Origin of the sequence: Phragmitibacter flavus (assembly GCF_005780165.1) — a bacterium.
Lineage (GTDB): Bacteria > Verrucomicrobiota > Verrucomicrobiia > Verrucomicrobiales > Verrucomicrobiaceae > Phragmitibacter > Phragmitibacter flavus.
In genome coordinates this window covers 74,991-101,809 of record NZ_VAUV01000017.1, presented here as the reverse complement: position 1 = coordinate 101,809, position 26,819 = coordinate 74,991, and the positions used below count along the sequence as shown (strand labels likewise).

The 26,819-nt window shown below is 57.3% G+C and carries 22 protein-coding genes; 13 read left to right on the top strand and 9 right to left on the bottom strand.

All coding sequences use genetic code 11. The annotated features are described in order from the left end of the window. The first annotated feature begins 75 nt into the window (after positions 1-75). A complete protein-coding gene (locus FEM03_RS20180; protein WP_138088112.1) occupies positions 76-3,168 on the top strand; it encodes a galactosyltransferase-related protein in 3,093 nt (1,030 codons plus the stop codon). Positions 3,169-3,257: 89 nt separating this feature from the next. On the opposite strand, the gene FEM03_RS20175 is transcribed toward FEM03_RS20180, so the two are convergent. Further along, complete coding sequence (locus FEM03_RS20175) at positions 3,258-4,166, bottom strand: RluA family pseudouridine synthase (RefSeq protein ID WP_138088111.1); 909 nt, start codon at positions 4,164-4,166, stop codon at positions 3,258-3,260. A 497-nt stretch (positions 4,167-4,663) separates the two neighbouring features. Between FEM03_RS20175 and FEM03_RS20170 the strand changes: the two genes are divergently transcribed. Further along, positions 4,664-7,063 (top strand): serine/threonine-protein kinase, encoded by a 2,400-nt coding sequence (locus tag FEM03_RS20170; RefSeq protein WP_138088110.1) that lies wholly within the window; start codon positions 4,664-4,666, stop codon positions 7,061-7,063. 20 nt (positions 7,064-7,083) lie between these two features. On the opposite strand, the gene FEM03_RS20165 is transcribed toward FEM03_RS20170, so the two are convergent. Continuing rightward, complete coding sequence (locus FEM03_RS20165; protein ID WP_138088109.1) at positions 7,084-7,398, bottom strand: type II toxin-antitoxin system RelE/ParE family toxin; 315 nt, start codon at positions 7,396-7,398, stop codon at positions 7,084-7,086. A 3-nt stretch (positions 7,399-7,401) separates the two neighbouring features. Further along, positions 7,402-7,629, bottom strand: a complete 228-nt coding sequence (locus FEM03_RS20160) for an addiction module protein (RefSeq protein WP_166443023.1) — start codon at positions 7,627-7,629, stop codon at positions 7,402-7,404. Positions 7,630-7,752: 123 nt separating this feature from the next. On the opposite strand from FEM03_RS20160, the gene FEM03_RS20155 reads away from it, so the two are divergent. From FEM03_RS20155 to recR, 5 genes are all read left to right on the top strand, one after another. After that, a complete protein-coding gene (locus tag FEM03_RS20155; RefSeq protein ID WP_138088107.1) occupies positions 7,753-9,657 on the top strand; it encodes an ABC-F family ATP-binding cassette domain-containing protein in 1,905 nt (634 codons plus the stop codon). Positions 9,658-9,756: 99 nt separating this feature from the next. Further along, a complete protein-coding gene (locus FEM03_RS20150; protein ID WP_138088106.1) occupies positions 9,757-10,221 on the top strand; it encodes a hypothetical protein in 465 nt (154 codons plus the stop codon). Between the two features lie 138 nt (positions 10,222-10,359). Continuing rightward, entirely contained in the window at positions 10,360-12,018 is a 1,659-nt protein-coding gene (locus FEM03_RS20145; protein WP_138088105.1) for an AAA family ATPase, read from the top strand. A 2-nt stretch (positions 12,019-12,020) separates the two neighbouring features. Then, positions 12,021-13,325 carry an adenylate/guanylate cyclase domain-containing protein gene (locus tag FEM03_RS20140; RefSeq protein WP_138088104.1) on the top strand — a complete coding sequence of 435 codons (1,305 nt, stop codon included), beginning with the start codon at positions 12,021-12,023 and terminating at the stop codon, positions 13,323-13,325. 18 nt (positions 13,326-13,343) lie between these two features. Next, positions 13,344-13,955, top strand: coding sequence for a recombination mediator RecR (gene recR, locus FEM03_RS20135; protein WP_138088103.1), 612 nt, complete (start codon positions 13,344-13,346; stop codon positions 13,953-13,955). Positions 13,956-14,156: 201 nt separating this feature from the next. Here recR and araD read toward each other — a convergent pair whose 3' ends face one another. Then, a complete protein-coding gene (gene araD / locus FEM03_RS20130) occupies positions 14,157-14,870 on the bottom strand; it encodes an L-ribulose-5-phosphate 4-epimerase AraD (protein WP_138088102.1) in 714 nt (237 codons plus the stop codon). A gap of 105 nt (positions 14,871-14,975) precedes the next feature. Then, positions 14,976-16,661 carry a ribulokinase gene (locus FEM03_RS20125; protein ID WP_138088101.1) on the bottom strand — a complete coding sequence of 562 codons (1,686 nt, stop codon included), beginning with the start codon at positions 16,659-16,661 and terminating at the stop codon, positions 14,976-14,978. A 61-nt stretch (positions 16,662-16,722) separates the two neighbouring features. Here FEM03_RS20125 and FEM03_RS20120 point away from each other — a divergent pair, with 61 nt between their 5' ends. Next, a complete protein-coding gene (locus FEM03_RS20120) occupies positions 16,723-17,133 on the top strand; it encodes an arsenate reductase family protein (RefSeq protein WP_240772853.1) in 411 nt (136 codons plus the stop codon). On the opposite strand, the gene FEM03_RS20115 is transcribed toward FEM03_RS20120, so the two are convergent. Continuing rightward, positions 17,134-17,664, bottom strand: coding sequence for a hypothetical protein (locus FEM03_RS20115; RefSeq protein WP_138088100.1), 531 nt, complete (start codon positions 17,662-17,664; stop codon positions 17,134-17,136). Positions 17,665-17,777: 113 nt separating this feature from the next. Here FEM03_RS20115 and FEM03_RS20110 point away from each other — a divergent pair, with 113 nt between their 5' ends. Both FEM03_RS20110 and FEM03_RS20105 read left to right on the top strand, forming a co-directional pair. Next, positions 17,778-20,495, top strand: coding sequence for a PVC-type heme-binding CxxCH protein (locus tag FEM03_RS20110; protein ID WP_138088099.1), 2,718 nt, complete (start codon positions 17,778-17,780; stop codon positions 20,493-20,495). 21 nt (positions 20,496-20,516) lie between these two features. After that, complete coding sequence (locus tag FEM03_RS20105; protein ID WP_138088098.1) at positions 20,517-20,882, top strand: VOC family protein; 366 nt, start codon at positions 20,517-20,519, stop codon at positions 20,880-20,882. On the opposite strand, the gene FEM03_RS20100 is transcribed toward FEM03_RS20105, so the two are convergent. Genes FEM03_RS20100 through FEM03_RS20090 form a run of 3 tightly spaced genes read right to left on the bottom strand, consistent with a single transcriptional unit; the run spans position 20,879 to position 23,739 of the window. Further along, positions 20,879-21,544, bottom strand: a complete 666-nt coding sequence (locus FEM03_RS20100) for a phytanoyl-CoA dioxygenase family protein (protein WP_138088097.1) — start codon at positions 21,542-21,544, stop codon at positions 20,879-20,881. The two genes, FEM03_RS20105 and FEM03_RS20100, sit on opposite strands and share 4 nt — an antisense overlap. A gap of 11 nt (positions 21,545-21,555) precedes the next feature. Next, positions 21,556-22,356, bottom strand: coding sequence for a fumarylacetoacetate hydrolase family protein (locus FEM03_RS20095; RefSeq protein WP_138088096.1), 801 nt, complete (start codon positions 22,354-22,356; stop codon positions 21,556-21,558). A gap of 48 nt (positions 22,357-22,404) precedes the next feature. Next, positions 22,405-23,739, bottom strand: a complete 1,335-nt coding sequence (locus FEM03_RS20090) for a WD40 repeat domain-containing protein (protein WP_138088095.1) — start codon at positions 23,737-23,739, stop codon at positions 22,405-22,407. Between the two features lie 145 nt (positions 23,740-23,884). Here FEM03_RS20090 and FEM03_RS20085 point away from each other — a divergent pair, with 145 nt between their 5' ends. The 3 genes from FEM03_RS20085 (at position 23,885) to lpxB (ending at position 26,809) form a co-directional block, all read left to right on the top strand. Next, entirely contained in the window at positions 23,885-24,649 is a 765-nt protein-coding gene (locus FEM03_RS20085; protein WP_138088094.1) for an ion transporter, read from the top strand. 73 nt (positions 24,650-24,722) lie between these two features. Continuing rightward, positions 24,723-25,685 carry a Gfo/Idh/MocA family protein gene (locus FEM03_RS20080; RefSeq protein WP_138088093.1) on the top strand — a complete coding sequence of 321 codons (963 nt, stop codon included), beginning with the start codon at positions 24,723-24,725 and terminating at the stop codon, positions 25,683-25,685. Beyond that, positions 25,682-26,809 carry a lipid-A-disaccharide synthase gene (gene lpxB / locus FEM03_RS20075; RefSeq protein WP_138088092.1) on the top strand — a complete coding sequence of 376 codons (1,128 nt, stop codon included), beginning with the start codon at positions 25,682-25,684 and terminating at the stop codon, positions 26,807-26,809. Before FEM03_RS20080 ends, lpxB begins: the two co-directional genes overlap by 4 nt. Positions 26,810-26,819: the final 10 nt, after the last annotated feature.

The window sequence follows — 26,819 nt, the reverse complement described above, 5'->3', positions numbered from 1 at the left end:
GAGATTCGACTCTTGCCATTCGGGGGAGATGGTTTTTATGCAGAAGATCGGCCCCAATCATGCACCGAACAAATTATGCAACTGCGTATCGATCAACTCCCCGCCTGGATCATTAATCTTAATCGCAGTCAGGATCGATGGTCGCGATGCTATCGTTCTCTTTCAGGAGTGTTCAGGAAGGATCATCTGCATCGGGTTACGGCGGTGGATGGACTGGATTTTTTGGAAGTGGGACCGGATTCAATCAAGGTGTGGAAAACGGAGATTTTGCAGGGTTTGCAGAAGGAGGGTTTGCTGTTGAAGGACCAGGTGCTTGATCCGGTGAGGGTGGCGCTTTGTCTCAGTCATCAGCGGGCGCTGCATGCTTTTTTGGAAAGTGGCGAATCATGGGGAATCATTTTTGAAGATGATGCGTGTGTCGGTGAATCGATGGCAATGGTGATGCAACAGGGTGGGGTGATTGAGCCGCCGGATGATGCAGAGGTGCTGTTTCTGCATGACCGGGTGAAATCGCGAAAACTGGATCCCTTGATGGAAGGTTCCGTGAATGCGAGAAAGGGTCTGAAGTGGCGTGAGGTGCGGGGTGGAATCGGGCTTGAGGCCTATGCGGTGAGCCGGGTCGGTGCACGCAAGATGCTGGCCTCTTGGAAGCCGGTGGCATTGGAGTGTGATCTCCAGTTGATGACTTTCGTCGCGGGGTATGTGGAGACGAAACAAAGCGCGCGTTTGCGCGGGATTCTTGGGAAAGAGAGCTTGAGCGGGAATGCGATCATCAAGGCTTACTGCCCCAACCGTCCGTTGTTCCAGGCTGATCCACAGGTGATGTCGGTGAAGATGGAGACGATCCACCGAGCCGCTTTGGCAGTAGGGAATTCGGGCGTTAGGCCAGATGGCGCGATGGCTTCGAGTGGAGGAGAACAGGCGATCAAGTGGGAGGCGTTTGGCTATCCGTTGAAGAAGCGATTGGAGGCAAGGGGATCGATGTCGGTGGCGGCGTCCGCTCCAACGAGCAAACGCAGGTGGAAGGATGCGCCTGTGATTGGCGAAGCGGTGGGGGGACCAAAACCCAAGTTCAGCTTTTGTGTGACTTGCATGGGTCGGCTGGATCATTTGATGGAGACACTGCCAGTGAACCTGGAGGTGATTCGCAGGTTTGGAGATAGTGAGATCGTATTGTTGGATTATCATTCGCCGGATGGTCTTGGCGATTATGTGCTGGATCATTTCAAATCGGCGATGCAGTCGGGACTGCTGAGATTGGCCGCGACCGAGATGCCGGATAAGTTCCGGATGGCGCATGCGAAGAACGTTTGTCACAAACAAGGTCGAGGGGAGTTTTTGATTAACCTGGATGCCGATCATTTTCTCAACGAGGGTTACATGAGGGAGTTGTCGAAAGCGACTGAAGTGGGCAAGGCGGATGTTTGCACGTTTGTTTATGACAAACAGGTTTATGGCGGAGGGTTTGGCCGGGTGGTGATCCGGAGGGAGTTGTTTTATAGGCTGGGTGGTTATGACGAAGACCATCATGGTTATGGTCATGAAGACATTGATCTGGTTGAGCGGGCTAAACGTGTTGGCGGCAGGCTGGTGAAACTGGCTTCGCACACGGCGGAGTTCATCCAGCATGGGGATGAACGGAGAGGTTTGACTGAGAAAGATCGGGGAACGGAAGCGGCGAAGTGGGAGTCGTTCTTCAAGGCGAAATGGGAGCGTGGCGAGTGGGTGGCGAATCAAGATCGTCCATGGGGCGTGGTGGATGATTTGGGGGTGCGACCCGGGAATGGACAGTTGACAGTGGTGCTGACGAACTACCGTCGGACGGCGAACATGGGCAAGATCCTCGATTCCATCCCGGAAGATGCGGAGGTGGTGGTGTTGGACAATGCGCCGCCGGGGTTTGAGTTGCCAGTTGAGCTGGTGCGCCGAACCAGTTGGTATCTCAAGTCGGACGGCAATGATCTGGTGTTGCGATGGATGCTGGCGGCGCGGTCGAAGACGGAGTTCTTCTGTGTGCAGGATGACGATTTGTTGATCAAAAATTGGGAGCCGTATCTTGATCAGGCGGCAGAGGTGGACACGCTGGTGGGGCCGTTTGGGGTCGATCTGAATCTGCGCGAGCCGGGTCGGTGTTATTCGGGAGGGTCCCATTCCATCCAGTCACGCGAGTGTGATGTGATTAAAGGGCGCGCGGTGTTTGGACGGGTGAAGGAATTGCGCCGGGTGCTGTCGCTGACGCAGATTGGTCAGGTGGGGATGAACAACGATGATGTTTTCATTTCCTCGTTGTTCAAGGCCAAGCATCATGTGGTGGAAGTTGAGGACAACATCGTGGAGTTGGCCGACAACGATGCAATTTCCAAGCGGCGCAGACATCTGGACAGTCGTGATGTCTCGGCGATGAAATTCTTTCTGGAGAGAGACGCTCAGAGCCAGTATGAAAACTGGGGTGAGGATGCAAGCATTGGCACCCGCGGAGTGGTGCTTTGCGCGTCACCGCAGTATGCGGAGATGGCATCGCGTGCGATGGAGTCGTTGAAACGCAGCAATCCGTTGATGCCCATCTATTGTCATCCAGCCGAGGAGGGATTTGCATCAAGGGTGGCGAAGTTGTCGATGGACTTGTGGAGTCCGTTTCAGGACACGCTGTTCATTGATTGCGATACCCTGGTGTGTGAGGATTTGGAGCCCGTGTTTAAGCTGCTCGAATCCGCCCCGCTTTACATGGCCAAGGAGACGCCGAAGTATACGACCTTGGGCAGCGTGGCGAATGCAGGGTGGATTGAACGTGAGGCGGGGAGTGGATATGCGCAGCTTTTGCGGAAGCTGCCGGGTCAGACGCCGATTTGGAACAGTGGGGTCATTTTGTTTCGCAAAGGAGAAGGTGTGCATCGATTTTTTGCTGCCTGGCGGCGTCGATGGGAGTTGCGCGGCAGTGCGACGTTGGATCAACTGCCGTTGGCGGAGTTGGTGATTGAGAACGGTCCACCTGCTGAACTGCCTCCATATTGGCATTGTCAGGTTTCATCGCAGAATCCGAAGTCAGAGATTCCGCGGGCTGCCGTTTATCATTTCATGGGAGGGGACAAGGGGCAGTCCTATCGACGGTGGGAGATGGCGCGGGTGCGGATGCTGGCCATGATGGGGAGGTTGAACGGCAAGCATTGAGTAACGCGTGACGATCTTTTGATTGATGGGAGGGGAGTAAGCTCGGGGCGTGGCGAAAGCGGCGAAAATCGCCGCACTTCAAATTGGGGCTACATGATGCTGGACCAGGGGGCGAATTCGTTGGGGATTTTGGATTCGAAGTTGAGAGGCTGGTTGGTGATGGGGTGGGTGAAGCTGAGTTTCCAAGCGTGGAGGAGGAGACGCGCGGCTTTGACGAGTTGACGTTGGGGTTGGGCGTAGATGGTGTCGCCGAGGATGGGGGTCTGCAGGGTTTCGCGCATGTGGACGCGGAGTTGGTGGGTGCGGCCGGTGAGGAGATGGCATTCGATGAGGGCGCAGCCGCTGTGGACGCAGCGTAGACGCCATTCGGTGACGGCTTCTTTGCCGTTTTCGCCTTCAACCTGGGTCATGCGTTTGCGGTCGACGGGATGGCGGCCAATGCGGTTTTCGATGCGGCCGCTGGAGCCTTTGGGAATGCCGTTGACTGCGGCGAGGTAGATTTTGGTGAGTTGGCGGTTGCCGAAGGCTTCGGTGAGGCGGGGGTGGGGGAGGGCGGGTTTGGCGGCGACGAGGCAGCCGCTGGGTTCTTTGTCGAGGCGGTGGACGATGCCGGGTCGGAGTTCGCCGCCGATGCCGCTGAGGTTGTTGCAGTGGAAGAGGAGGGCGTTGACGAGGGTGCCGTCGGGATTGCCTGCAGCGGGGTGGACGACGAGGCCGGGGGGTTTGTTGATGACGATGAGGTGTTCATCTTCAAAAAGGACATCAAGGGGGATGTCCTGGGCGATGATGGCGACGGGGGTGGGATCGGGAATGTGAAGGGTGATCTGGTCGCCGAGCTTGAGATGGGCGTTGGGTTTGGTGGGGAGGTCGTTGAGGCGGGCTTCGCCGTCTTTAATGAGGGACTGGATGCGGGTGCGGGAGAGGTCGGGGAGTTGTTGATGGAGAAACTGGTCGAGTCGTTGTTTGACCCATTGCGGATCGTCGATGGAAAAAGTCATGGGATGGATGAAGTCGGAAGGCGGAAACAGGAAGGTGGCTGGAGAGGAGGTTGCGCGCAAGAGGGGAGTGGGGGTGCTCAGGAGAGGGAGGAGTATTTTCGGGGGTCAGGTGTCCCGTCAGGACGCGAAGGTCAAGGGTTTCGATACCTGGCACCCGGTGCCGGGCTGCTTGTGAGTCGTCGCGATGGGACGGGAGCGGGGGTGCGTCGATGGGAGAACCCAGTCGTTTATTTGAAATAGAGTGAACTGGGCTTCTGTATCTTGGGTGGGATCGACCAAAAGGTCGATGGGGAAAATATAATTTCCATAAGTTCACGGGCTGCGTGAAACAAATTTTCCGGTTTTGGGTTTAATTTTATAGTGGATGAATTGCTGGCTTGGCCTGTGCTTATTAGGAGATGTAAGATATTTTTTTCTCCAACCACCTCTTAAGTGACAATGTTGCCTTTAACTTTCAGCTTTTCCTTATCAGTTTCCGCAGCTACTTTCCGCGTCCCGTGACCACAACAACCCCGTCCTCCGATCAATACCTAAGCACGTGTCCGTCTTGCCAGGGTGTGATTGATGTCACCATCTTGGAGCCCTACAGCAAGGTTGTTTGTCCGCATTGTGGTGAGGCGGTGAGGGTGAGATTGAATTTTGATCACTTCGCGCTGACGAAACAGATTGGCGAAGGGGGGATGAGCCGGGTGTTTGATGCAACGGATGCGACGTTGGGTCGGCATGTGGCTTTGAAAATTCTGAATCGGCACTACAGCAAGGACAGTGTGCGGATGGCGAGTTTTGAGCGCGAGGCGCAACTGACGGCGGCGGTGACGCATCCGAATGTGGTGAAGCTTTATTCGGTCGGCAAGGACCAGGGCAACTTCTATATTGCGATGGAGCTGGTGAGCGGGGGCAGCCTGGAGCAGCGGATTATTGATAAGGGGCGGTTGAGCGAGCTGGAAAGCTTGCGGGCGGGAAGAGCGATCGCGGAAGGATTGAGGGCGGCTTACCGTGAGGGGTTGATTCACCGTGATGTGAAGCCGGCGAACATTTTGTATGCGGAGGATGAAACGCCAAAAATCGTGGATTTCGGCTTGGCGCTGTTTCATGCTCGGGATGTGGATGAATCGGGCGAGATCTGGGCGACGCCGTTTTATGTGGCGCCGGAGAAGGTGCGTGAGGATCGCGAAGATTTCCGCAGTGACATGTATAGCTTGGGGGCGACCTTGTATCATGCCCTGACCGGGCGGCCGCCGCACAAGGCGAATACCAATTCGATTCAGGAACTCAAAGTCATCAAGAGCCGCCGGGTGAGGCTGGAGGACAGTGGGTTGAAGTTCAGTCCACGCACCTATGAGCTGGTCAATCGCATGTTGGCATTGAGTCCAGAGGATCGTCACCAGAGTTACGATGCGCTGGTGGAGGCGTTCCGGGATGCGGAGAGTTTGCTGGGTTACACGGTGGTGGGCAGGCGTTCGCGTCGGGCGCAGATGACGTATGCGATTGTGGGTGCTGGGGTTTGTTTGACTTTGCTGGCCATCTTGTTGCGTCCGGCTCCGGGTCCTCCTGAGGGCACCGAGAATGTGGTGGTGGAGGTGGTGACTGATCCGGGAACCGGTGCGGCGGGGCAGACCGTGGCGGGGGGCGCAGAGAGTGTGGCGGAAAAGTTTTTGCGGGCACGTGGCATTTTGTTGGATGGTGATTATGGCAAGGCGAGGCGTTTGTTTGATGAACTGATTTTGTCGAATCTGGCGAAGCAACCGACGCTGAACTGGGCGCGGTTCAATGCGGCGTTGTGCGCGATTGTGGGAGGAAGGAAAGAAGATGCAGCGAAGTATTTTCGCGACATCTATCAGGATGCGGCGGGCGGTGTGGCGGTGAACGGGAACGAGTCGCTCAAGGAGTTTTTTGCCCAACTGGGAATGGTGATGGGGGACAATGTGGGACTGAAGGTGGCGGCGTCGGATTTGATGTATGATGCGAATTCGGAGGAGGTGATGGGGTATCTGGTGCATGGACTGGCGCAGTGGCATTTCGGCCAGCCGGTGTTGGCGCGGGACATGTTGACCTTGTTTAACGACAGCATGCCGGGGCGCGGTTTAGAGTGGGTGGGATCGTATAAAAAACTGATCGCGCCTTATCTGCAGGACATGGAGTTTGCCTTGAAGTATGGCGAACCGAAGGTCGATGCGTATTCGACGGTGCTGGAGGCGCGGCTTGATCTGGATGAGTCGAAGTCGGCGCTGGCGAAGTTGAAGACGCAGGGCGTATTGCGGGCACATCTGAATCAGCGGATTCGGTTTGATCAATCGGAGATCACGCGCTTGAAGCAGATGAATGAGGAGACGGAGCGGCTGAGGCTGGCGGAATTGCGGGGGCGGGAGCAGCTTCAGTTTGCGGATTTGTTGGACGGCTTGCCTGCGCTGGCGCGGGGGTATGATGTGACGCCGACGGTGGAGTTGCTCGAGGGGATTCGTTTTGAAACGCCGGAGGTGCAGAGTGCGATGAAGAGCAAGCTGTATCTGTGGTCGAAGATGCGTGAGTTCATGCAGACGTTGATGGAGGACGTGCTGGCGAAGGGGTATGACGGGGCGATTGCGCGGAAGAGCGGTCTGCCATTGAACGGTCGGGTGACGGCGTTGGGATATACCTCGGCGACAATCAAGCTGGAACGGGGTCAGTATCTGTTGCCTACGGAGGAGTTGAAGCCGGAAACGCTGATTGCAATGGCGCAGTTTTTTGTGCAGGGGGTGACCGACTCGACGGATTATTACCGCCGGCAGGAGTTGATTGCGGTGTTTGCGAAGATGCAGGGGCTGGATCAGACGGCGACGACGGTGGCCGGCCAATTGATGGAAGAGAATCGCGATTTCAGGCAGCGCTGGGCGCTGGCGGAGCAGTCGGGGTTCTAATTAAAGGCCGCTTGTTGGTCCTAGTTGCGGCGGGTGTTTTTCAACCGGGCTTTTAACAGACTTGGGTCTGCACGAAGATCGGCGAGTGCATGGATGATGATGCCCCTTCTCTCAGTGGTATAGAACAGGCCGTGTTTTCGGGTGTTTAGAAGAAGGCGTCGAATGGGAGGGTCGAAAGATGGGGCTATTTCGGGGAATTGACGCAGCAAATGGAGTGCTGAATCCAGGAGAATGAGGAATTGGTGACCGGTTCCAGAACGGAATTCTTCGATCTCCTGATAGATTGCCATGAGATCCGCTTCCGCTCCCCGGGTCCAGATAACTTCCGGCGGCATCTGCTATTGATTTCGGGATGACAAACGCTTGCGAACGTCGTTCCAAGTGGAGACCTCGTCAGGATGGGCACGGTAATGGGCCAGCCGCTCTTGGATCGCTTCGATGAGGGCGGGATTGGGATCTGAGGCCTCTGAATCATCGCTCACTGCGTCCTGCCAGAGTTCTGCCGCGAGGAGGATCTTGTCGTCTGGCGAGAGAGCTGCGAGGGCAGGGATGGTTTCAGCGATCACAGGAAGGAGTATAGTTTCAACTGACCGGGTGACAATCCGATTTTCGTCCTGCTTGTAAAGACTGAACTGGATGATGCGACAGAGGTTGCTTTTGGTGGGGCGCTGGGGTTTGTTGACGGTTCCATGAGTGCTGTGATTCCTTCCCTTCTTTCTGCCAACGAACTTTCACTGTCGTATGGCAAGCAGACTTTGCTGACGGGGGTGACGCTGGCGGTGGCTCCGGGGGAAAAGGTGGGATTGGTGGGTCGGAATGGTTGCGGGAAGACGAGTCTTTTGAAAATTTTAGCAGGGACGGACCGGGCGGATACAGGGGAGTTGTCGTTGCGCAGGGGATTGCGGGTGGGTTATCTGCCGCAGGAGTTTGAATTGGATGGGGAGCTAACGGTGCAGCAAAATATTGAGCTTGGCGTGGCGGATTTGTTGGGGTGGATGCAGAGGTATGAGAGTGGTGAGGGGTCGGATGCCGAGTTGGCGGATTTGCAGCATGCGATTGAGGCGGCGGATGGCTGGCATCTGGAGTCGCGGATCAAGACGATTGTGACCGCGCTGGATGCTCCTCCGTTGGACGCGGGGGTGGCGGCGTTGTCGGGTGGGGAAAAACGGCGGGTGGCGTTGTGCAGGGCGCTGGTGGGAAGGCCGGATTTGTTGTTGCTGGATGAACCGACCAACCATTTGGATGCGGAGTCGATTCGCTGGCTGGAGACTTTTCTTTTGGGGTTTCCGGGGGCGGTGATTTTTGTGACGCATGACCGTTATTTCCTGGATGTGATCGCGACGCGGGTGATTGAGATTTCAGACGGTCGGGCGTATTCGCATGCAGGGAATTACACGGCCTATCTGGAGAGTAAGGCGACGCGTCAGCAGATCAACGAGCAGACGGAACGCAGGAGGCAGCGGTTTTTGCGAGAGGAACTGGAATGGGTCCGGGCCGGGGTGAAGGCGCGGTCGACCAAGTCGAAACATCGGCTGGATCAATTTTACAAGATTGAGGGTTTGGCAGCGCCGCAGGAGGAGCGGGAGCTGGATTTGCTTTTGCCGCCTGCGCCGGAGATGGGGAACATTGGCGTCGAGTTGACGGGAGTGGGTGGAAAGGTTGGCGAGGGGGCGGATGAGCGGTGGTTGTTCAAGCATTTGAACTTGTCGCTGGTGCCGGGTCAATGCACCGGGATTGTGGGCAGAAATGGGGCAGGCAAGACGACGTTGTTGAGAATTTGCATGGGCGAGCGCGAGCCGGATGGGGGCACGGCGGTGGTGGGCAAGCGGGTGAAGTTCAATTACATTGATCAGTCGAGGATGCAGTTGGAGGGGACGGGCAGTGTGCTGGCGGAGGTGGCGGACATGGATGAGACGGTGATGTTCGGCACGCAGAAGATGGGGGCGAGGAATTATCTGAAGCGGTTTTTGTTCACGGATGACCGGGTCAACGAGCGGGTGGATTTGCTTTCAGGGGGAGAGCGCGCGCGATTGATGCTGGCGAAGGTGCTGAAGCGCGGTGGGAACATCATCGTTCTGGATGAGCCGACCAACGATCTGGATTTGCCGAGCTTGCGGATGCTGGAGGAGGCGTTGGCTGATTTTGATGGAGCGGTGCTGGTGGTGAGCCATGACCGGTATTTTTTGGATCGGGTGTGCGATCAGGTGGTGGCGTTTGAAGAAGGCGGGGTGTTTGTGCAGCCGGGGAATTATTCGTATTATCTGGAGAAGAAGAAGGAACGGGATTTGCAAAGTCGGGTGGGGTGGAATACGCCGACGGCGAAGGGTGGGAAAGGGGCGGCGCCGGCGGTGGTCAAGCCGCGGAAGTTGAGTTTTAAAGAGAAAGCGGAGTTGGAGGGGATGGAGGAGACCATCCTGGCAGCGGAGGAGAAGGTGGCGGAGCTGGATGCGTTGTTGAATGATCCGGAGTTTTTTGTGACTCGCTCGGCAGAAGCGCCGGGGATGGTGGTGAAGTTGGAAGAAGGGAAAGCGGAGGTGGCGAGGCTCTATGTGCGCTGGGCGGAGTTGGAGGAGTTGGCTCTGGCGGCGGGATGAGGGATTTTGCAACGAAGAAACGCAGGGAACACATAGATCTGGTTTAGCGGGTTTTGTGGTGATGGAATTACAGTTGGCGGACAGCTGTGTTTGGGTAATATGACCGTGCGTCCAACGATGAACCCCCACACAAAGCCAGAACACAAGGCGGCGGCTGCCCCCATGCCCACTGTGCTGGCAATTTTTCTTGCTGCATCACTGGCTTCAACACTCGGCCTGGTTTTGTTTTTATCGGTCCAGCCTCTGGGTGCGCAATACAACCTTTATTACCTTCTATGGAAAACCGGATTGCGACCGTATGAGTCTCAAGTGGCTCTGGCAGGTCTGTTTCATGATCGTGCCTTTCGCGAAAGTCTCACGGGATTGAGCCGCGCTGAGTTCGAGAAGCGATTTCCTTCGACATTTTATCAGGTAAATCATCAGCCCCCGGTCGCAAAGGCGGGCGAGATATTCTTTATCAGCGATTTCGAGAGTTCTGTTTCTGAGACGGGAGGTTTTACCAAGTGCTGGGTAGTAATGTTTAAGGATGACGCGCTCGTCGAATTCTATTTTTCCAAGGGGTAAGATGGAGACGATGGATCGTTGTTCTTTGCTATCTTTGTCCTCTTTTGCGGCAGAAATTGGGCTGAGGGTGAGCGTGGCTAATGAACGCGGCAACTGCTTCTTGCTCCTTGGGCGGTTCTGTGGCGTATTGTAGCTGTTATGAGTGACCAAAAACCTGAGCCGCCGCCGCCTTCGAGTCCTGAGGAGATCGGGAAGAAGCTGGAGGAGTTTATCCGCAATCAGTTTGGCGGAAATGTGCTGTTTTCGAATTTCCAGGGCGGGAAAGAGGAGCCGCCTGCGGTGCAACCTCCGATCCCCAACATGCCTGAGATGAATGCGAAAGATGATGAGGCGTGGCTGAATTTCCGTTACAAACCGGCGGATGTGAAGGCGCATCTGGATCGGTTTGTGATCCGTCAGGATGATGCGAAGAAGGTTTTGGCGACGGCGGTGTGCGATCATTACAATCACGCGCGGATGTTGCGTGAGTTGCAGAAAAAGGATCCGAAGGCGGCGGAGAAACTGGAGTTTGCGAAGCAGAATATCATCATTGTGGGGCCGACGGGGGTGGGGAAAACTTATCTGGTGAAGCACATTGCGGAGCTGATCGGGGTGCCGTTTGTGAAGGCGGATGCCACGAAGTTCAGTGAGACCGGGTATGTGGGGGCGGATGTGGACGACTTGGTAAGGGATCTGGTGGGCAAGGCGGAAGGGAATGTGGAGCTGGCGGAACACGGGATCATTTATTTGGATGAGGTGGACAAGCTCGCGACGCAGGGGGACAAACTGGGGCGGGATGTGAGCGGTCGCGGCGTGCAGACGGCGTTGCTGAAGCTGATGGAGGAGACGGAGGTGCCGTTGCATTCGCCGAATGACATGCGCTCGCAAATCCAAATGATGTTCGACATGCGCAAGGGCGAGGCACCGAAGAAGCAGAGTGTGAACACGAAGAACATTCTCTTTGTGGTGAGTGGGGCGTTCAGTGGGTTGGAGAAGATCATTGGCAAACGCTTGAGCAAGGGGAGCATTGGGTTTGGGGCTGCGTTGCGTGAGGAGGCGGATGCGGCGGCGTTGCGGGATGCGAGCACGCAGGATTTTATCGAGTGTGGTTTTGAGGCGGAGTTTATTGGTCGGCTGCCGGTGCGGGTGGTGTGCGATTCGCTCAAGGAAGATGATTTGTTTGAGATCATGAAGCGCAGTGAAGGAAGTCTCATTCGGCAGTTTGAGCGTGAGTTCCTGGCTTATGGGATTCAGGCGAAGTTTGAGGATTCGGCGTTGCGCGAGATGGCTCAGCGGGCGGCTGGGGAAAGGACGGGGGCGCGGGGATTGGTGACGGTTTGGGAGAAGGCGTTGCGCGATTTCAAGTTTGAGCTGCCGAGCCTGGGTCTGCAGGAGTTGCTGATCGATGGTGAATTGGTGAGGGAACCGCAGCGGGTGCTGGAGATGTGCCGGGAGAAGGCGAAGACAGTGCAGGTGAGCGTGGCGGCGCGTGAGGTGCAGGCTTTTGCGGCGCAGTTCAGCGAGGACTACGGGATGGACATTTCTTTCGATGCAGAGGCGACGCAGGCATTGGTGGAGCGGAGCGCTCGCGAGGGGGTGGCGTTGATGGATTTGTGTCGGAAACTGTTCAAGGATTATCCCTTTGGGCTGCAATTGGTGGCGGGAAACACGGGCGAGAAATCTTTTGTGTTGCCGCGTCGTGCGGTGGATGAGCCGGATCGTTGTCTGAGCGACATGGTGGTGGCTTCCTACCGTCGTGCGCATGGGGATTCGGCCTCATCTTCATCGGCACCATCATCTTCAACGGATAATCTTTGATCATGGGACGCAGCTGGTCGGCAAGTTTATTGATTGGGGCGATGGTGAGCGGCTTGCTGCTGGCCGGGTATCATTTTACGTCGATCTTCATTCGCGCGGCGGTGGAGATGGAGGGCTTTTTCCTACAGGCATTTGTGCTGCCGGGGGAGGGCGACCTGTGGTTTTCGCTGCCGGTGCAATACGGGTATTTCACGGTGATGGCGTTTCTATCGGCGTGGGTTTGCCTGGAACAGCATCGGGTGTTTGGGAAGCTGGTTTACATGGCGGGGGCGGTGTTTTTGACGGTGTTGCTGTCGCCGATTTTGGCGTTTTGCGGGGTGTTGTTTGAACCGCTGTCAGGGGCTGGTGCGATTGTGCTGGCGGGGTTGGCGGGGACTTTTTATGGAGGCACGGCGAGCATTCAACGGGCGCGGCGGTTGCAGCGATATTTTGTGGGTCGGGTCTCGACGGAGAAGTTTCAGCAGCTGGTGGAGAACAAGGAGGCGGTGGACTTGTGTCAGCGCAAGGAACTGACGGTGCTGAATTGCAGCATTTTGAATTTTCCAGATTTGAGCAGTCAGATGGAAGCGGCGGAGTTGGAGAAGATGGGGTCGTTCTTTCTGCGGGCGGCGGCGGAGTTTTTGGTGGGACGGGGTGCGTATCTGGACAATTGCAATGCGCAGGGATTGCGGGTGTTTTTTGGACTGATAGAAAAGGGGGATGATCATGCGGTCGAGGGCTGCCGGGCGGCGTTGGAACTGCGGCTGAGGCTGGTGAATTTGGAGCAGGAAATTTTAAGTCGCTGGCATCGCAAGGCGGTTTTTGGCGTGGCGTTGTCGACGGGGGAGACCAGTGTGGGGTTGTTTGGGTTTAGGGAGTTTCAGTTTTACAGCGCGGTGGGCGAGCCGGTGGATTTTTGCCGTCGATTGAGCGGGGTGAATCTGGTTTATGGGAGTCAGGTGCTGATGGGGGCGAGGACGTATTTGATGACCAAGGATCACATGGAGGCTCGTCCGATGGAGATGGTTTATGCGCCGCGCATGCATCACATCAGCGAGGTGTATGAGCTGCTGGCGGAGAAGGGTAAACTAAGTGAGGATGAAGCCCGTGCGCGGGATGAGTTTTGGCATGGGGTGGTGAGTCTGCGCAAGGGAACGTTTGGCGAGGCGTTGCAGCATTTTAAGCTGGCGCAGATGGAGGGTCGCGAGGACGCGCCGTTGAAGTATTTCCTGGAACGGGCGGAAGCGGGGTTGAAGGATAGCGATGCGGGCAAGGGGAAAGGCACCGAGGGCGTGGCCGGACATTTGCGGATTTTGACGACGAATTGAATTGAGGGAGATGTTGTCATGCCATTGATTGATTATCCCGCGCCGATTCGAGAGTTGATTGTGCAGATGAAGAGTCTGCCGGGGCTGGGTCCGCGCAGTGCGGAGCGTTTGGTGATGTGGTTGATGGGACGCGGGGCGGGAAGAGTGGGCGGGCTGGCGAAGGCGTTGGGGGAACTGCAGGAGCGGGTGGGGATTTGTGGGGAGTGTGGGTTTTTCCTGCAGAGTGGCGATCCGTGTCCGCTGTGTGATCACCCGAAGCGCGACCGCCATTTGATGTGCGTTGTGGAGGCGGCAGCGGATGTGCTGAGGTTGGAGGGGAGCCGGGCGTTCGTGGGATTGTATCACGTATTGGGCGGGAAGTTGTCGCCGTTGGACAATGTGACGCCGTCGGATTTGCGGATTGATGATTTGCTGCGCCGGGTTCGCGAGCTGGAAGTGACAGAGGTCATTCTGGCGTTGGGGGCCGATGTGGAAGGGGAGGTAACGGCGAATTATCTGGCGGATGTGTTGCGTGAGGGCGGGGTTATGGTCACCCGATTGGCGCAGGGGATGCCGGCGGGGGGCGGGCTGGATCATGTGGACGAGTTGACGATCTTCCAGGCGATGAACGGGCGGAGAAGGATGGATTAAATTCTTGAGAAATCGATGTTTCTAGCACGTATTCGATACAAATATTGTGCTACAGTGCTAAATATAGGCTGACTATCAACTGATTGTAGCTATTGTGCTAAACTGCCGGAGTGGAGGGCTTCTTAAGAGTGACGCTTTGGAAAAGTAGAAGGGCCGTCCCGGCCCTTGATGTTTGAAATGGCAAGGCTCGGGACGAGCCTTCTACTTTGCGCAATCTTTTTGACCGTAGTAGGCGTCGGGGCCGTGTTTGCGGGAGTGGTGTTTGTTGAGGATGTGGGCGGGGATGGTGGTGGCCGAGGGGTTGAGGGCGAGGGTGTGGATGGCCATCTGGGCGCAGACTTCGAGGGCGGTGCTGTTGTCGAGACCGGCGGCGGGAGTTTTGCCCCAAGTGAAGGGGGCGTGGTGGGAAAGGAGGATGGCGGGGGTTTCGAGGGGGTTGAGGTTGAGTTCGCGGAAACGTTCGACAATGCTGACGCCGGTGTGGAGTTCGTAGTCGGCTTCGATTTCTTCAGGAGTGAGAGGGCGGGCGAGGGGGACGGTGCCGAAGAAATGGTCGGCATGGGTGGTGCCTAGGCAGGGGAGTTCACGACCGGCCTGGGCAAAGGCGGTGGCGTATGGGGAGTGGGTGTGGGTGATGCCGCCGATGGTGGGGAAGTTTTGGTAGAGATGGAGATGGGTTTTGGTGTCGGAGGATGGACGCAACTGGCTGCCGTGATCGGTGATGTTGCCGTCGAGATCGAGGACGACGAGGTGATCGGGGGTAAGGTCGGCGTAGGGGATGCCGCTGGGTTTGATGCACCATAGGCCGGAGGTTCGGTCGATGCCGCTGACGTTGCCCCAAGTCAGTTTGACGAGACCGCTGGTTTCAAGGGCGCGGTTGGCGTCGCAGACTTGTTGTTTGAGGGTGGAGAGCATCTGGGGAAGGTGATTGGTAGACGGTGGAAGGTTGATGGTCTGAGCGAAGTGAAACTTCGCGGTCCCTTTTTCAGACCATTCACTATCAACTATCAACCATCAACTCTATTGCCTCTGCTGGGCGCGGAGGTTGATGAGTTGTTTCATGACGTGGTGGAGATTGCCGGTCCAGTCGGGGGTGCCGAAGGCGTCGTGAAGGGATTTGTAGAGAGTGTAAAGTTGCTGGTAGATGGCGACGTTTTCGGAAATGGGGTGGTAGACTTTTTCGCGGATGGCGGTCATGCGGGTTTGCAGGTTGGCGACGGTGTCGGCTCCGGCGGCGGTGGCACCGAAGATGGCGGCTCCGAGGGCGCAGGTTTGTTCGCTGCGGCTGACTTTCATGGGGCGGTTGATGACGTCGGCGTAGATCTGCATCATGGTTTCGTTTTTGATGGAGAGGCCGCCGGTGTTGATGACTTCCTTGATGGGGACGCCGTATTGTTCGATTCGATTGATGATGGTGAGGGCTCCAAAGGCGGTGGCCTCGATGTAGGCGCGGTAGACTTCGTGGGGTTTGGTGTGGAGGGTCTGGCCGATGAGCAGTCCGGTCAGGCGCGGGTCGACCAAGATGGTGCGGTTGCCGTTGTTCCAGTCGAGGGCGAGGAGGCCGCTGGCACCGGGTTTTTGATCGGCGATGGCTTTGCCCATGGAGGCAAATTTTTCGTTGTTGGTGCTGCCGTAGGATTCGGGGACGAAGTGATTGACGAACCACAAGAAGATGTCGCCGACGGCGCTTTGGCCGGCCTCGATGCCGTAGTAGCCGTTGAGGACGGAACCGTCGACGATGCCGCAGACGCCGGGGATGTCGGCGAGGGTTTTGTCGTTGGGAGTGACCATGATGTCGCAGGTGCTGGTGCCGACGATTTTGACGAGAGCTCCATCTTTGATGCCGGCTCCGACGGCGCCCATGTGGGCATCCATGGCTCCGACGGCGACGGCGGTGCCTTCGGGGAGGCCGAGACGCTGGGCCCATTCGGCACAAAGGCCGCCGGCTTTTTGATCAGCGGTTTGGGCGCTGTCGTAAAGGCGGTCGCGGAGGTCGGCGAGGGCGGGATCGAGCTGGGTGAGGAATTCTTTGCCGGGAAGTCCGCCCCATTCTTTGGAGAACATGGCTTTGTGTCCGGCGGAGCAGACGCTGCGGGGGGCGGTAAGGGGATCGGTGCTGCCGATGAGGACGGCGGGCAGCCAGTCGCAGTGTTCCAAAACGCTGAAGGTGGCGTCGAATACGGCGGGGTCGATGCGGCGGAGTCGGAGGATTTTGCTCCAGAACCATTCGGAAGAATAGATGCCGCCGCATTTGGCCATGATGTTGGGTCGGATCTGGTTGCCGAGGGCGGTGATTTCTGCAGCTTCGGCGTGGGCGGTGTGGTCTTTCCACAGCCAGATCATGGCGTTGAGGTTGTCGGCGAATTGAGGGAGGAGCCCGAGGGGAATGCCTTGTTCGTTGACGAAAACGGGGGTGCTGCCGGTGGTGTCGATGCCGATGCCGATGACCTGGGAGGGGTCGAAGTCGGGGACGGTGTCGCGGGCTTGCTGAAGAGCGCCGAGGACGACGGATTGGAGTCCGTCCAGGTGGTCCTGGGGATTTTGGCGGGCGACGTTGGGATCGCGTGGATCGGTGAGGATGCCCATGTCGCCGCTGGGGTAGTTGAAGGTGGAGGTGCCGATTTCGCGTCCGTCGGCGATGTCAACAAGAAGGGAGCGGCAGGAGTTGGTGCCAAAATCGAGGCCTAGGGAGTAGCGTGCGTGCATGATGATCGATTGAGAAACAGGTTGGGGTGGATGCCAAGTGGAAATTTGGTCGATAGGGAGAATGGCGAATGAAAAGTTTGAGCCTCCTCACGTCGGCTGCTACAGGAGATTCATGTTGAAGGTGTATGCTTACAAAGGGTGCTCGACTTGTCGAAATGCGATCAAGTGGCTGGAGGCGAACGGGGTGGAGTTCGAGGAACGGGCGATTCGCGAGACGCCGCCGTCGGTGGCTGAGTTGAAGGGAATGTTGAGTGCGCGCGGGGAATTGCGGGCCTTGTTCAACACCTCGGGGATGGATTACCGCGAGATGGGAATGAAGGACAAACTGCCGGGGATGAGTGAGGACGAGGCGCTGCAGTTGCTGGCGGAGAATGGCAATCTGGTGAAAAGGCCGTTCGCGATTGATGAAGAGGCGGGGGTTTACCTGAACGGGTTCAAAGAGGCGGAGTGGGAGAAGGTGTTGGATAGTTAATTAGCGCAACTGGCCGCCTTGTTGATGGTAGAGGTCGCGATAAAAATATTTGCCGGTGCCGGTGGGGAGGCCGAGTTCCTGGACGAGGGCGTAGAGTCGGTGCATGTCGGGGTATTCAACGACTCCGCCGGGGAAGGCGCGGTATTTGTTGCAGGTGAAGCAGATGTCGAGATTGGCGACGCGTTTGCCGTTGGCGTCGAAGAAGACGAAGGCGTGATGGGGAACGTAACAGGGGGTTCGCCAGCTTTTGGGTTGGGGAACGGTGGCGGCGGCGAGGAGGACCTTGACCTGATCGGGCGAAAGCTCGACAGGGCCGGGTTTGAGGATGCCGACATGATAACGACCGGAGGGTTGGATGAAATCGCGACCGGGTTCGGCGTCGCAGTGGTAGGCGTAGGCTTTGACGGTTGAGAAGGATTGCTTGGGCCAGGTAACCGGGGCACCGACGGGCGCGGTTGTGGTGGAGGCGCAGCTGGCGAGAAGCGTGGCGAGAGCGAGTGAAGCGAGGAGGGCGAGTGGGTTGTGGCGCATGAGATGGATTTGGCGGTGTTCTAGAACAATTTAGGGTGGCGGATTTGATCAAGTTGCTTGCAGTTGGCGGAAACAATCGGCTAGGATTTGCCGTAATTGCATCCGCTCAATTCATGAAAGTATTCGTCTCTGCCTCCTCTGCCATCATTTTATCGCTTGGACTCGGTCTTGCCGTCGCGGCTTCCGAAAAAAAGGCGGCTGAATCTGCACCTTCGCTTCCGAAGCTGGTTCCGACCGAGCTCTTTGCGGCTCCTGATGGTCTTGAGGTTACGGTGTGGGCGGCTTCGCCCATGTTCAGCAATCCGACCAACATGGATTTTGATGCGCAGGGTCGTATGTGGATCGCGGAGGGGGTGAATTATCGCAGTCATGCCACGCGCCGGCCTGAGGGGGATCGCATCATGGTGTTGGAGGATTCCGATGGAGATGGGGTGGCGGACAAAAGTTCCGTCTTTGTGCAGGACCCGGAATTGCAGGCTCCGCTGGGGGTGGCGGTGTTTGACAACAAGGTGGTGGTCTCGCAACCACCGAATCTTTTAGTTTATACGGATGTGAATCGCGATGCGAAGTTTGATCCTGCGGTGGACAAGCGGGAGGTGTTGCTGACCGGGTTTAACGGGCGTCAGCATGACCACAGCCTGCATTCAGTGACGGCGGGTCCGGATGGGTTGTGGTATTGGAACCAAGGGAATACCGGGGCGCAGTTTGAGGACAAGTCAGGTAAAAAGTTTTCCATTGGCAGCCCTTACAATCACAAACCGGGAACCACCCAGGTGGCGGACAATACCGAGATCGCGGGGATGAAGAGTGATGATGGCAGTGTGTGGATCAGCGGCTTTGCGGCGCGGATGAATCCCGATGGCACGGCGGTCGACATCATCGGGCACAACTTTCGCAACAGTTATGAGCAGATCGTGACGTCGTTCGGCGATGTGTATCAGAGTGACAACGATGATCCTCCGGCATGCCGGGTCTCGTTGATGATGGAGTATGGAAATGCGGGGTTTGCGTCGTTGGATGGCAAACGTTCATGGCGCAATGATCAACGTCCAGGTCAGCCGACGGCGGTGGCGCAGTGGCGGCAGGAAGATCCGGGCAGCATGCCGGCGGGCGATGTGTATGGGGGCGGTTCGCCGACGGGAGTGGGGTATTATGAGAACGGGGCATTGGGCGACAAATGGAACGGGTTGTTGCTGGCCTGTGAAGCGGGTCGCAATGTGGTGTTTGGTTATCTGCCGAAGCCTGACGGGGCGGGGATGAAGCTGGAGAGGTTTGACTTTCTGACTTCCAACAAAGAAAAGAAATTCGCGGGATCGGATTTCCTCGGTGGGAACAACAGCGTGAACCATGAGGTGCAGACATTGTTCCGTCCGTCGGATGTGACGGTGGGACCTGATGGGGCGATCTATGTGGCAGACTGGTTTGATCCAAGGGTGGGTGGCCATGCGGATCTCGATGATTCGACTTCAGGCACGATTTACCGGATTGCGCCGAAAGGGTTCAAGTCAACGGTTCCGAAGGTGGATTTGCAAAGCACAGAAGGTCAGTTGCTGGCGTTGCAGAGTCCGGCGGTGAACGTGCGGCATGCGGGTTTTGTGAAGCTGAAGGAGCAAGGGGCCAAGGCGGTGCCGGCAGTATCGGCGTTGTTGTCGGACAGGAATTCTTACATCGCAGCGCGGGCGGTGTGGTTGCTGGCGCAGATGGGGAATGAGGGGGTTGCGAAGGTGACGCCGTTGCTGGAGTCGAAGGATGAGTCCAAGCGCTTGGTGGCTTATCGCGCGTTGCGTCGTGCGGGGCATCAGGTGGTGAGCATGGCCGCGCGGATGGCGTCGGATTCTTCGCCTGCGGTGCGTCGTGAAGTGGCGTTGACGATGAGGAACGTGCCGGTGGAGCAGAGCCGCGATATTTTATTGAAGGTGGCGAGGGGCTTTGATGGTCGTGACCGTTCGTATCTTGAGGCTTTTGGCACGGGTTGTTTTGGCAAGGAGAAGGCGATGTTTCAAGCGGTGAGCAAGGCGATGGGGACGGAGGCTTTGAAGTGGTCGGAGCCGTATGCGTGGCTGGCCTGGCGTTTGCATCAACCGGAGTCGGTGGGCGATTTCAAGAAGCGTGCTTTGGCATCGAGCCTGACGCCGGCACAGAACAAGCTGATGATGGATGCGATCGCGTTTGTGCCTACGCAGCAGGCGGCGGATGCGATGATCGAACTGGCGGCGGCGGAGGGATTTCGCTGGAAGGCCGAGGCGATGTGGTGGTTGTTCAATCGCAAGGGCAATGACTGGAAAGACTTCGGCATTGATGCGGCGCTGAAGTCGCGGGGTTTGTATGATCCGGCGACGGTCACGTTGACCAGTTTTGTCACGCCTGAGCCGCCGAAAACGGCTTCGACTTTGCCTGCGGTGGCCGACATTCAAAAGCTCAAGGGCGATGCCAAGGCCGGGATGGCGGCGGTGGCGGTTTGTTATGGCTGCCACAAAGTGGGCAGTCAGGGCATCGATTTCGGACCGGATTTGACCATGTTTGGCAAGACGCAAACGAGTGAAGTGGTGCTGGGGGCGATCATTGCGCCCTCGGCGGACATTGCGCATGGTTATGAGGGGCAACGTATTGAAACCAAGGATGGATTGGTGATCGAAGGGATGGTGTTGAGCACGGGCAATCCAGTGATCATCCGTAGCATGGGCGGCCTGACGCAGACGGTGCCGCGCGAGCGCATCAAGCAGATGAAGAAGATGGACCGGTCGTTGATGCTTTCCGCAGAAATGATGGGACTGGATGCGCAGAAGCTGGCGGATATCGTGGCGTATTTGCAGTCGGAAGAGATCAAGTAGAAGTCGAAGGGAAAATGTCCGATGCAGACGACATGTGCTTCTCCCATTTTGCAGGTCAAGGATCTGCAAGAGGCGCTTTCGTTCTATATCGATGTCCTCGGGTTTTCCGAAGACTTTGTGTATGGCGATCCGCCGTATTATGCGGGAGTGAAATACGGTGAGGTAATTTTCCATTTGTGCTCGTCCGAAGAAGGGGAAGAGCGACTGGGCAAGGGCGCGGTTTATGTGTTCTGTGATGAGGTCGATGGCTATTATGCCAAGATCATTTCCCGGGGTGCCGAGGTGACTTCCCCTTTGAATACCTATCCCTACGGAATGAGAGATTTCCAGATCAAGGACAAGGATGGGAATCTTTTAACTTTCGGGACTTCGGTTGAGGAAGTTTAAGCGGCTTGGTGCCAGGAGAGGCCGTTGGGGAGATGGAACCCGGCGTATTCGATATGGAGAATGCGCCGGTGTTTGTCGCTGATGGAGCGGCTTGATGAGTGAAGCAGGAGGGGGCGCATTAAAAGCGCGTCACCTGCCCGGGCGCTGCACAAGGTTTCAATGAGCTTGGTGCGAACATCTTGGATTTCGGCGGATGAAAGTCGGCCTGATTGGTGTGAACCGGGAAGGACTTTTAACGCTCCATTGCTTTCATCGGCTTCGTCGAGGTGCAATCGAAGGGTGAGCATTTGCGTCAAGAGGAAGGCGGGTGGCTGAACGTGAGGAATGCCGTCCTTGATGCTCCAGGGACCAAAGCCGGGAGTTTCGATGGGTTCTTTTAATGCCAGGGTGAGGTCTTGATGCCATGTGACCCCCCAATTGGTCTCGGGGGTCTTGTCGAAATAGATGGCCCGGACGGGGATTGGAGGTTCCGGAAGGTAGGGACGAACCAAGGCGAGGATGGTCGATGAGTGAGCAAAGGCCGAGATCTGCGGATGGGAAAGCAGGGCGCGTCTACCGGCTCCTGAGACGGGGCCCAAGGTTTGCAGCAGATCAGCGACGGCGTTCGAATCGACCACGTCTTTGGTGATGGTGAACCCGTGTTGATCAATTGAGTGCTGCATGGTTGAGCGATTTACTCCTTCTCCACCGGGTTGCTGAGCTGGCCGATGGATTCGATTTCGATGATGACATTGTCGCCTGGTTTGAGCCAGACTTGCGGGGTGCGGGCCATGCCGACGCCGGAGGGGGTGCCGGTTAATATCACGGTGCCGGGAAGTAGGGTGGTGCTGCCGCTGAGGAACTCGATCAACGTGGGGATGTCGAAGATCATGTCGGCGGTGTTGGAGTCCTGCATCACTTCGCCGTTGAGGATGGTTTGAATGCGCAGGGCGTTGGGATTGGGGATTTCGTCGGCGGTGACGAGGTGGGGTCCGAGCGGGCAAAAGGTGTCGAAGGATTTGCCGCGGCACCATTGGCTGCCTCCGCGGGCTTTTTGCCAGTCGCGGGCGCTGATGTCGTTGGCGCAGGTGTAGCCGAGGACGTAGGAGAGTGCGTCGGCTTTGCTGACGTTTTTGCAGGTCTTGCCGATGACGACGGCGAGTTCGGCTTCGAAGTCGACCTGGTCGCTGGCGAGATGGGTGGGGATCTGGATGGGGCCGCCGGGAGACTGGGTGGCGGTGATGGGTTTATGAAAAAGCACGGGCCATTGCGGGATGGGGGCGTTGGTTTCGGCGGCGTGTTTGAGGTAGTTGAGTCCGATGCAGGGAATGCTGACTGGAGAGATGGGGGCGAGCAGTTTTTTAATTTCGGCGCGGGTTTCGGAGGCGCGGTATTCGCCGTAGAGGTCGCCTTCGAGGAGGACGGCGCTGCCATCTTCTTGGAGGACGCCGTGGCGGATGAGGTCGAGGGAATCGAGGAAGCGGATGATTTTCATGTTGGGAACGTGGCAGACAATTTAACTTAAACAGGATTAACGGGATTGCTACCTGGCATTGGCGCACCATGGGAGGGGGGCCAAGGTTTGAGTGTCGAGGATGAGGAGGCGTTCTTCTTCGGTGCTGCCTTCGATGATGATGAAGTGGTTGCCTTGGGTAGAAAGGATGGGGAGGCCGATGTAGGAGGCGATTTTAAAGGTGGCTTGCGATTGGAGTTCGGGAATGGAGAGGCGAGTGAGGATGGTGCTCCAGGTTTGAGATTGATCGTTTTGAATGAGTTCGGTGGATGCGGTGAGCAGATGTTTGGAGTCGGGCTCGATGAGGAGGGTGCTGGGTCGGTCAGGGAGGACGATGGAGGATTTTTGGGTTCCCGTTTTGGCGTCCATGAGGCGCAGGGTAGTGTCGCTTCCTGAAGTGATCAGAAATTTGCCGTCTGGGGTGGGCTGGACTTTGGTTCCGTCGACGTCGTCATGGGCGGGGAGGGAGAAGAGGGTCTGGAAGGAGGGAAGTTCGCGGACGGTGGCGGTTCCGCGTGAAGGAGTCACGATGAGGCGGAAAGGATTATCGAGAAAGGTTCCACTGATGCCGTTTTGAGCGCTGACTGGGGAGCCGATGGGGTTGGAGTTGGTCAGGTTCCAGAGTTGGAGCTGGCCTTTTGGGCCGTTTTCGCCGGGTCCGTCGAAGGTGATGAACTGGGTGTCATCGGGGCTGAGGCTCTGGCCGAAGATATAGCCGTCGGGGTTTGGATGTTCAAGGACGGGCCCGTGCGGTTTCCAGGTTTTGGTGTCGATGGGCTGAACGTGTCCGGTGTGGCTGAGAAAATAGAGGCGTTGGCTGTTGCTGCTGAAGAGCAGAGGAGATTGATACTCGAGGTCGGCGGAGGTGTCTTCGGCGGCGGGGGGAAAGGTGGCGAGCTTTTTCCAACTGGAGGTGTCGAAGAGGTGGGCGTGATGCTGGCTGTCGAGGGCGGCGAGGAAGCGGCCGTCGGGTGAGAAGACGAGGGTGGGATTGCCTTCAATGGTTTCGATGGCGAGGGCGGGGGAGAGGGCCTTGCCGGTGGTGGATTCGAAGACTTGCAGGTGGGTGGGGGTGGTGACGGCAAATTGGGAGCCATCCGTGTTGGGAATGACGGTGCCGCGAATGGTGCTGAGGGGAGGTTCGGTGGGAAGAAGGTCGCCGGTGGCAGTGGTGGCGAGGTAGATGCTGCCGTCTCGCAGTTGGATCACCAGGGTGGAGGCGTCTTGGTTGAAGTGGGCCCTCCAGATGCCTAGCAGTTGGTGGGCGGATTGCGGGGGCGAAGGCGGGGCGGCGAAAATGGAAACGATGCCAAGAACCGTGAGGAGCAGGGACAGGATGGCGACGCGGATGGGCTTGGCTTTCATGGAGGGGATGGTCGAGGCCGGAGGTTGCGAATGGCAAGATGGGGGCTGGTGACAAGGGAGCAACTTGAAAGTGTGACGACCAAAATCGATTTCATTGAAGCGCAAATTGACTGGACTTGAGTGAAAGCTGATTGGTAGTTCGGGAATGAAAGCAACGGGAGCGAATTCGGAGACTCACAAACTCAAACCGTGGGATTTGGTGCTGGCGTTTTTGTCGGTGTATCTGCTCCTGGCGTTGTTTGCGGAGCTGGTCCTGGATCTTGATGCCAATGTGCGGGATGCGCTGAACCGGACGGACACCGTGTTGTGTTTGATTTTTCTGGGAGACTTCTTTTACCGGCTGGCGACGGCACCGAGCAAGCTTGCGTATTTGAAGTGGGGATGGATCGATTTCATTTCGAGCATTCCATCGGTGGACATTTTTCGATGGGGGCGGTTTTTCAGGGTGTTCCGAATTTTGCGGGCAATCCGGTCGGCGAGGCATTTGATTTTGGTGGTGCGCAAGAGCAGTGCGCAGAGCTTGTTGCTGACGGTGTTGATGGGCTGTTTCCTGGTGCTGGATATTGGGGCAATGGCGATTCTGCATTTTGAGCAGGATGTTCCGGGGTCGAACATCACGACGGTGCAGGATGCGTTTTGGTGGTCGATTGTGACGATGACGACGGTGGGTTATGGCGACCGGTTTCCAGTGACGCCGGAGGGGAGGATGGTGGCGTCGGTATTGATGGTGATGGGGATTGGATTGTTTGGATCGTTGACCGCGTTTTTGTCATCGGCGTTGCTGAAGCCGGATGCGGACAAGGAGGAGTCGGAGCTGCGGGAGGTGTTGGGGAGGTTGGACGAGATGAAGGAGCGTCTGGAAAGAATGGAGGCGAAGCTGGGGGAGAGGAGATTGAAGGATGAAGGATGAAGGATGAGGGATGAGGGATGAAGGATGGTTTTCGCTTGCGGGGGATGGGGTGCTTCGGCAAGGTGATCCCTACATGAGCAAACGGATCAGAGCAGGAGTGGCGGGCGTTGGGGCGATGGGCAAGAACCATGCGCGGGTGCTGGCGGAGCTGGAATCGGCGGACCTCACTGCCATTTATGATGTGGATCAGGCGCGAGCGCAGGAGCTGGCGACGTTGTATGGAGCGCAGGCGGTGTCGAGTTTGGAGGAGTTCGCGAGTCTGGTGGATGCGGTGGCGGTGGCGGTGCCGACGGTGTTTCATCGCGAGGTGGCGGGTTATCTTTTGGAGCAAGGGAAGCATGTGCTGGTGGAGAAACCGTTGAGTGAGTCGCTGCAGGAGGCGCAGGAACTGATGGAACTGGCGGATGCACGGCAGTTGGTGTTGCAGGTGGGGCACATTGAGCGGTTCAATCCGGTGATGCAGCAGTTGGAGGATCGGATCAAGCTGCCGAGGTTCATTGAGGCGACGAGGCTTTCGCCGTTCCCGAATCGGAGCATCGACATCGGAGTGACGCTGGATCTAATGATTCATGATCTGGAGATCATTTTGCATCTGGTGGGTGGTTCGGCGGTGGTGAGCATTGATGCGGTCGGGGTGCCGGTGTTGACGCGTCGGGAGGACATTGCGAATGCGCGGTTGCGGTTCGCGAATGGATGTGTGGCGAATGTGACGGCGAGCCGGGTGAGCGACAAGAAGATGCGCAAGATCCAGGTGTTCCACACGGAAGGGTATATCTCTTTGGATTATCAGGAGCAGGCGGGACATGCGTATCGACGCGAGGGGATGGCGATTGTGAGGGAGGAGGTGCCGGTGGAGAAGGATGAGCCGCTGAAGCTGGAGCTGGCTTCGTTTATTGATTGCGCGAGCCGCGGTGGCAAGCCGGTGGTGGGCGGGCATCAGGGCACGGAGGCGTTGCGACTGGCGGTGCTGATCATGAAGGCGATGGAGCAGAATTCGACGATGACATTGCCGCTACCACCGACACCGCTGCCATGAAGAAGCTGTTTCTTTTGGCGGGGGAGATCAGTGGCGACACGCATGGCTCCGGGTTGATGCGGTCGTTGCGTGAGCGCGAGCCGCAGATGGAGTTCCTTGGTTACGGCGGGGTGCAGATGCGCGGAATCGGTGGCGAGCCGATGGTGGACTGGGTGGAGGATGCGGGCGTGGTGGGTTTGTGGGAGGTGCTGAAGATGTATGGCTGGTTCAAGCAGAAGATGGCGGAGGCTCTGGCCATGGTGGCGGAGCAGCAGCCGGATGCGGTGGTGTTGATCGATTACCCAGGATTCAATCTGCGTTTTGCGAAAGCGTTGCGGGAGCAGGGATATGCGAAGCCGTTGATTTATTACATCAGTCCGCAGGTGTGGGCGTGGAAAAAAGGGCGCATCAAAACGATGGCGAAGCTGCTGGATCTGATGATCTGCATTTTTCCGTTTGAGAAGGTGTTGTATGAGAAGAGTGGCTTGCCGACGGTGTTTGCGGGGCATCCGATGGTGGATCGGGTCAAGACGTTGCGACGTGAGGGAACCGGAGGACGCGACAAGGGGTTGGTCGGCTTTTTTCCGGGGAGTCGTGCGAATGAGGTGAAGCGCTTGCTGCCGGTGATGCTGGAGACGGCAACGCGCATGGAGTCGGAGATTCCGGGCGTGAAGTTTGTGATCAGTGCCGCGAACGCACGGCTGGCGACGTTGATGGGAGAGATGATGGAAGCGGCGGGCAGGCCGGAGGCGAAGGCATGGATCGAGACGGGCACCGTTTATGATTTGATGCAGCGCGTGGAAGTGGGTGCGGTGGCGAGTGGCACGGCGACGCTGGAGGCGGCTTGTTTTGGGCTGCCGTATGTGCTGGTTTACAAGGTGAACGGGTTCACTTTTGTGGTGGGCAAGGCGGTGGTGAAGATCAAGTTTTTGGGGATGATCAACATCCTGGCGGGTTGTGAGGTGGTGAAGGAGTTGGTGCAGGGAGATTTTAATGCGCAGAAGGTGGCGACGGAGTTGGGGCGTTTGATGAAGGATGCGGCGGCGCGTGAAGGTTTGTTGAAGGATCTGGCGCAAACGGTGGCGTTGTTGGGAGAAGGCGGAGCGTATGATAAGGCAGCGGATGCGGTGTTGGAAAAGTGTTAAGCAAAATTGA

Coding starts and splice junctions, on each gene's coding strand:
- FEM03_RS20125 (WP_138088101.1), bottom strand. CDS start 16,661: ATGCACGCACGCTACTCCCTAGGCCTCGATTTTGGCACCAACTCCTGC.
- FEM03_RS20140 (WP_138088104.1), top strand. CDS start 12,021: ATGGGACGCAGCTGGTCGGCAAGTTTATTGATTGGGGCGATGGTGAGC.
- lpxB (WP_138088092.1), top strand. CDS start 25,682: ATGAAGAAGCTGTTTCTTTTGGCGGGGGAGATCAGTGGCGACACGCAT.
- FEM03_RS20180 (WP_138088112.1), top strand. CDS start 76: ATGCAACTGCGTATCGATCAACTCCCCGCCTGGATCATTAATCTTAAT.
- FEM03_RS20115 (WP_138088100.1), bottom strand. CDS start 17,664: ATGCGCCACAACCCACTCGCCCTCCTCGCTTCACTCGCTCTCGCCACG.
- FEM03_RS20090 (WP_138088095.1), bottom strand. CDS start 23,739: ATGAAAGCCAAGCCCATCCGCGTCGCCATCCTGTCCCTGCTCCTCACG.
- araD (WP_138088102.1), bottom strand. CDS start 14,870: ATGCTCTCCACCCTCAAACAACAAGTCTGCGACGCCAACCGCGCCCTT.
- FEM03_RS20105 (WP_138088098.1), top strand. CDS start 20,517: ATGCAGACGACATGTGCTTCTCCCATTTTGCAGGTCAAGGATCTGCAA.
- FEM03_RS20155 (WP_138088107.1), top strand. CDS start 7,753: ATGAGTGCTGTGATTCCTTCCCTTCTTTCTGCCAACGAACTTTCACTG.
- FEM03_RS20080 (WP_138088093.1), top strand. CDS start 24,723: ATGAGCAAACGGATCAGAGCAGGAGTGGCGGGCGTTGGGGCGATGGGC.
- FEM03_RS20110 (WP_138088099.1), top strand. CDS start 17,778: ATGAAAGTATTCGTCTCTGCCTCCTCTGCCATCATTTTATCGCTTGGA.
- FEM03_RS20150 (WP_138088106.1), top strand. CDS start 9,757: ATGACCGTGCGTCCAACGATGAACCCCCACACAAAGCCAGAACACAAG.
- FEM03_RS20085 (WP_138088094.1), top strand. CDS start 23,885: ATGAAAGCAACGGGAGCGAATTCGGAGACTCACAAACTCAAACCGTGG.
- FEM03_RS20100 (WP_138088097.1), bottom strand. CDS start 21,544: ATGCAGCACTCAATTGATCAACACGGGTTCACCATCACCAAAGACGTG.
- FEM03_RS20120 (WP_240772853.1), top strand. CDS start 16,723: ATGGCGAATGAAAAGTTTGAGCCTCCTCACGTCGGCTGCTACAGGAGA.
- FEM03_RS20165 (WP_138088109.1), bottom strand. CDS start 7,398: ATGCCGCCGGAAGTTATCTGGACCCGGGGAGCGGAAGCGGATCTCATG.
- FEM03_RS20145 (WP_138088105.1), top strand. CDS start 10,360: ATGAGTGACCAAAAACCTGAGCCGCCGCCGCCTTCGAGTCCTGAGGAG.
- FEM03_RS20175 (WP_138088111.1), bottom strand. CDS start 4,166: ATGACTTTTTCCATCGACGATCCGCAATGGGTCAAACAACGACTCGAC.
- recR (WP_138088103.1), top strand. CDS start 13,344: ATGCCATTGATTGATTATCCCGCGCCGATTCGAGAGTTGATTGTGCAG.
- FEM03_RS20095 (WP_138088096.1), bottom strand. CDS start 22,356: ATGAAAATCATCCGCTTCCTCGATTCCCTCGACCTCATCCGCCACGGC.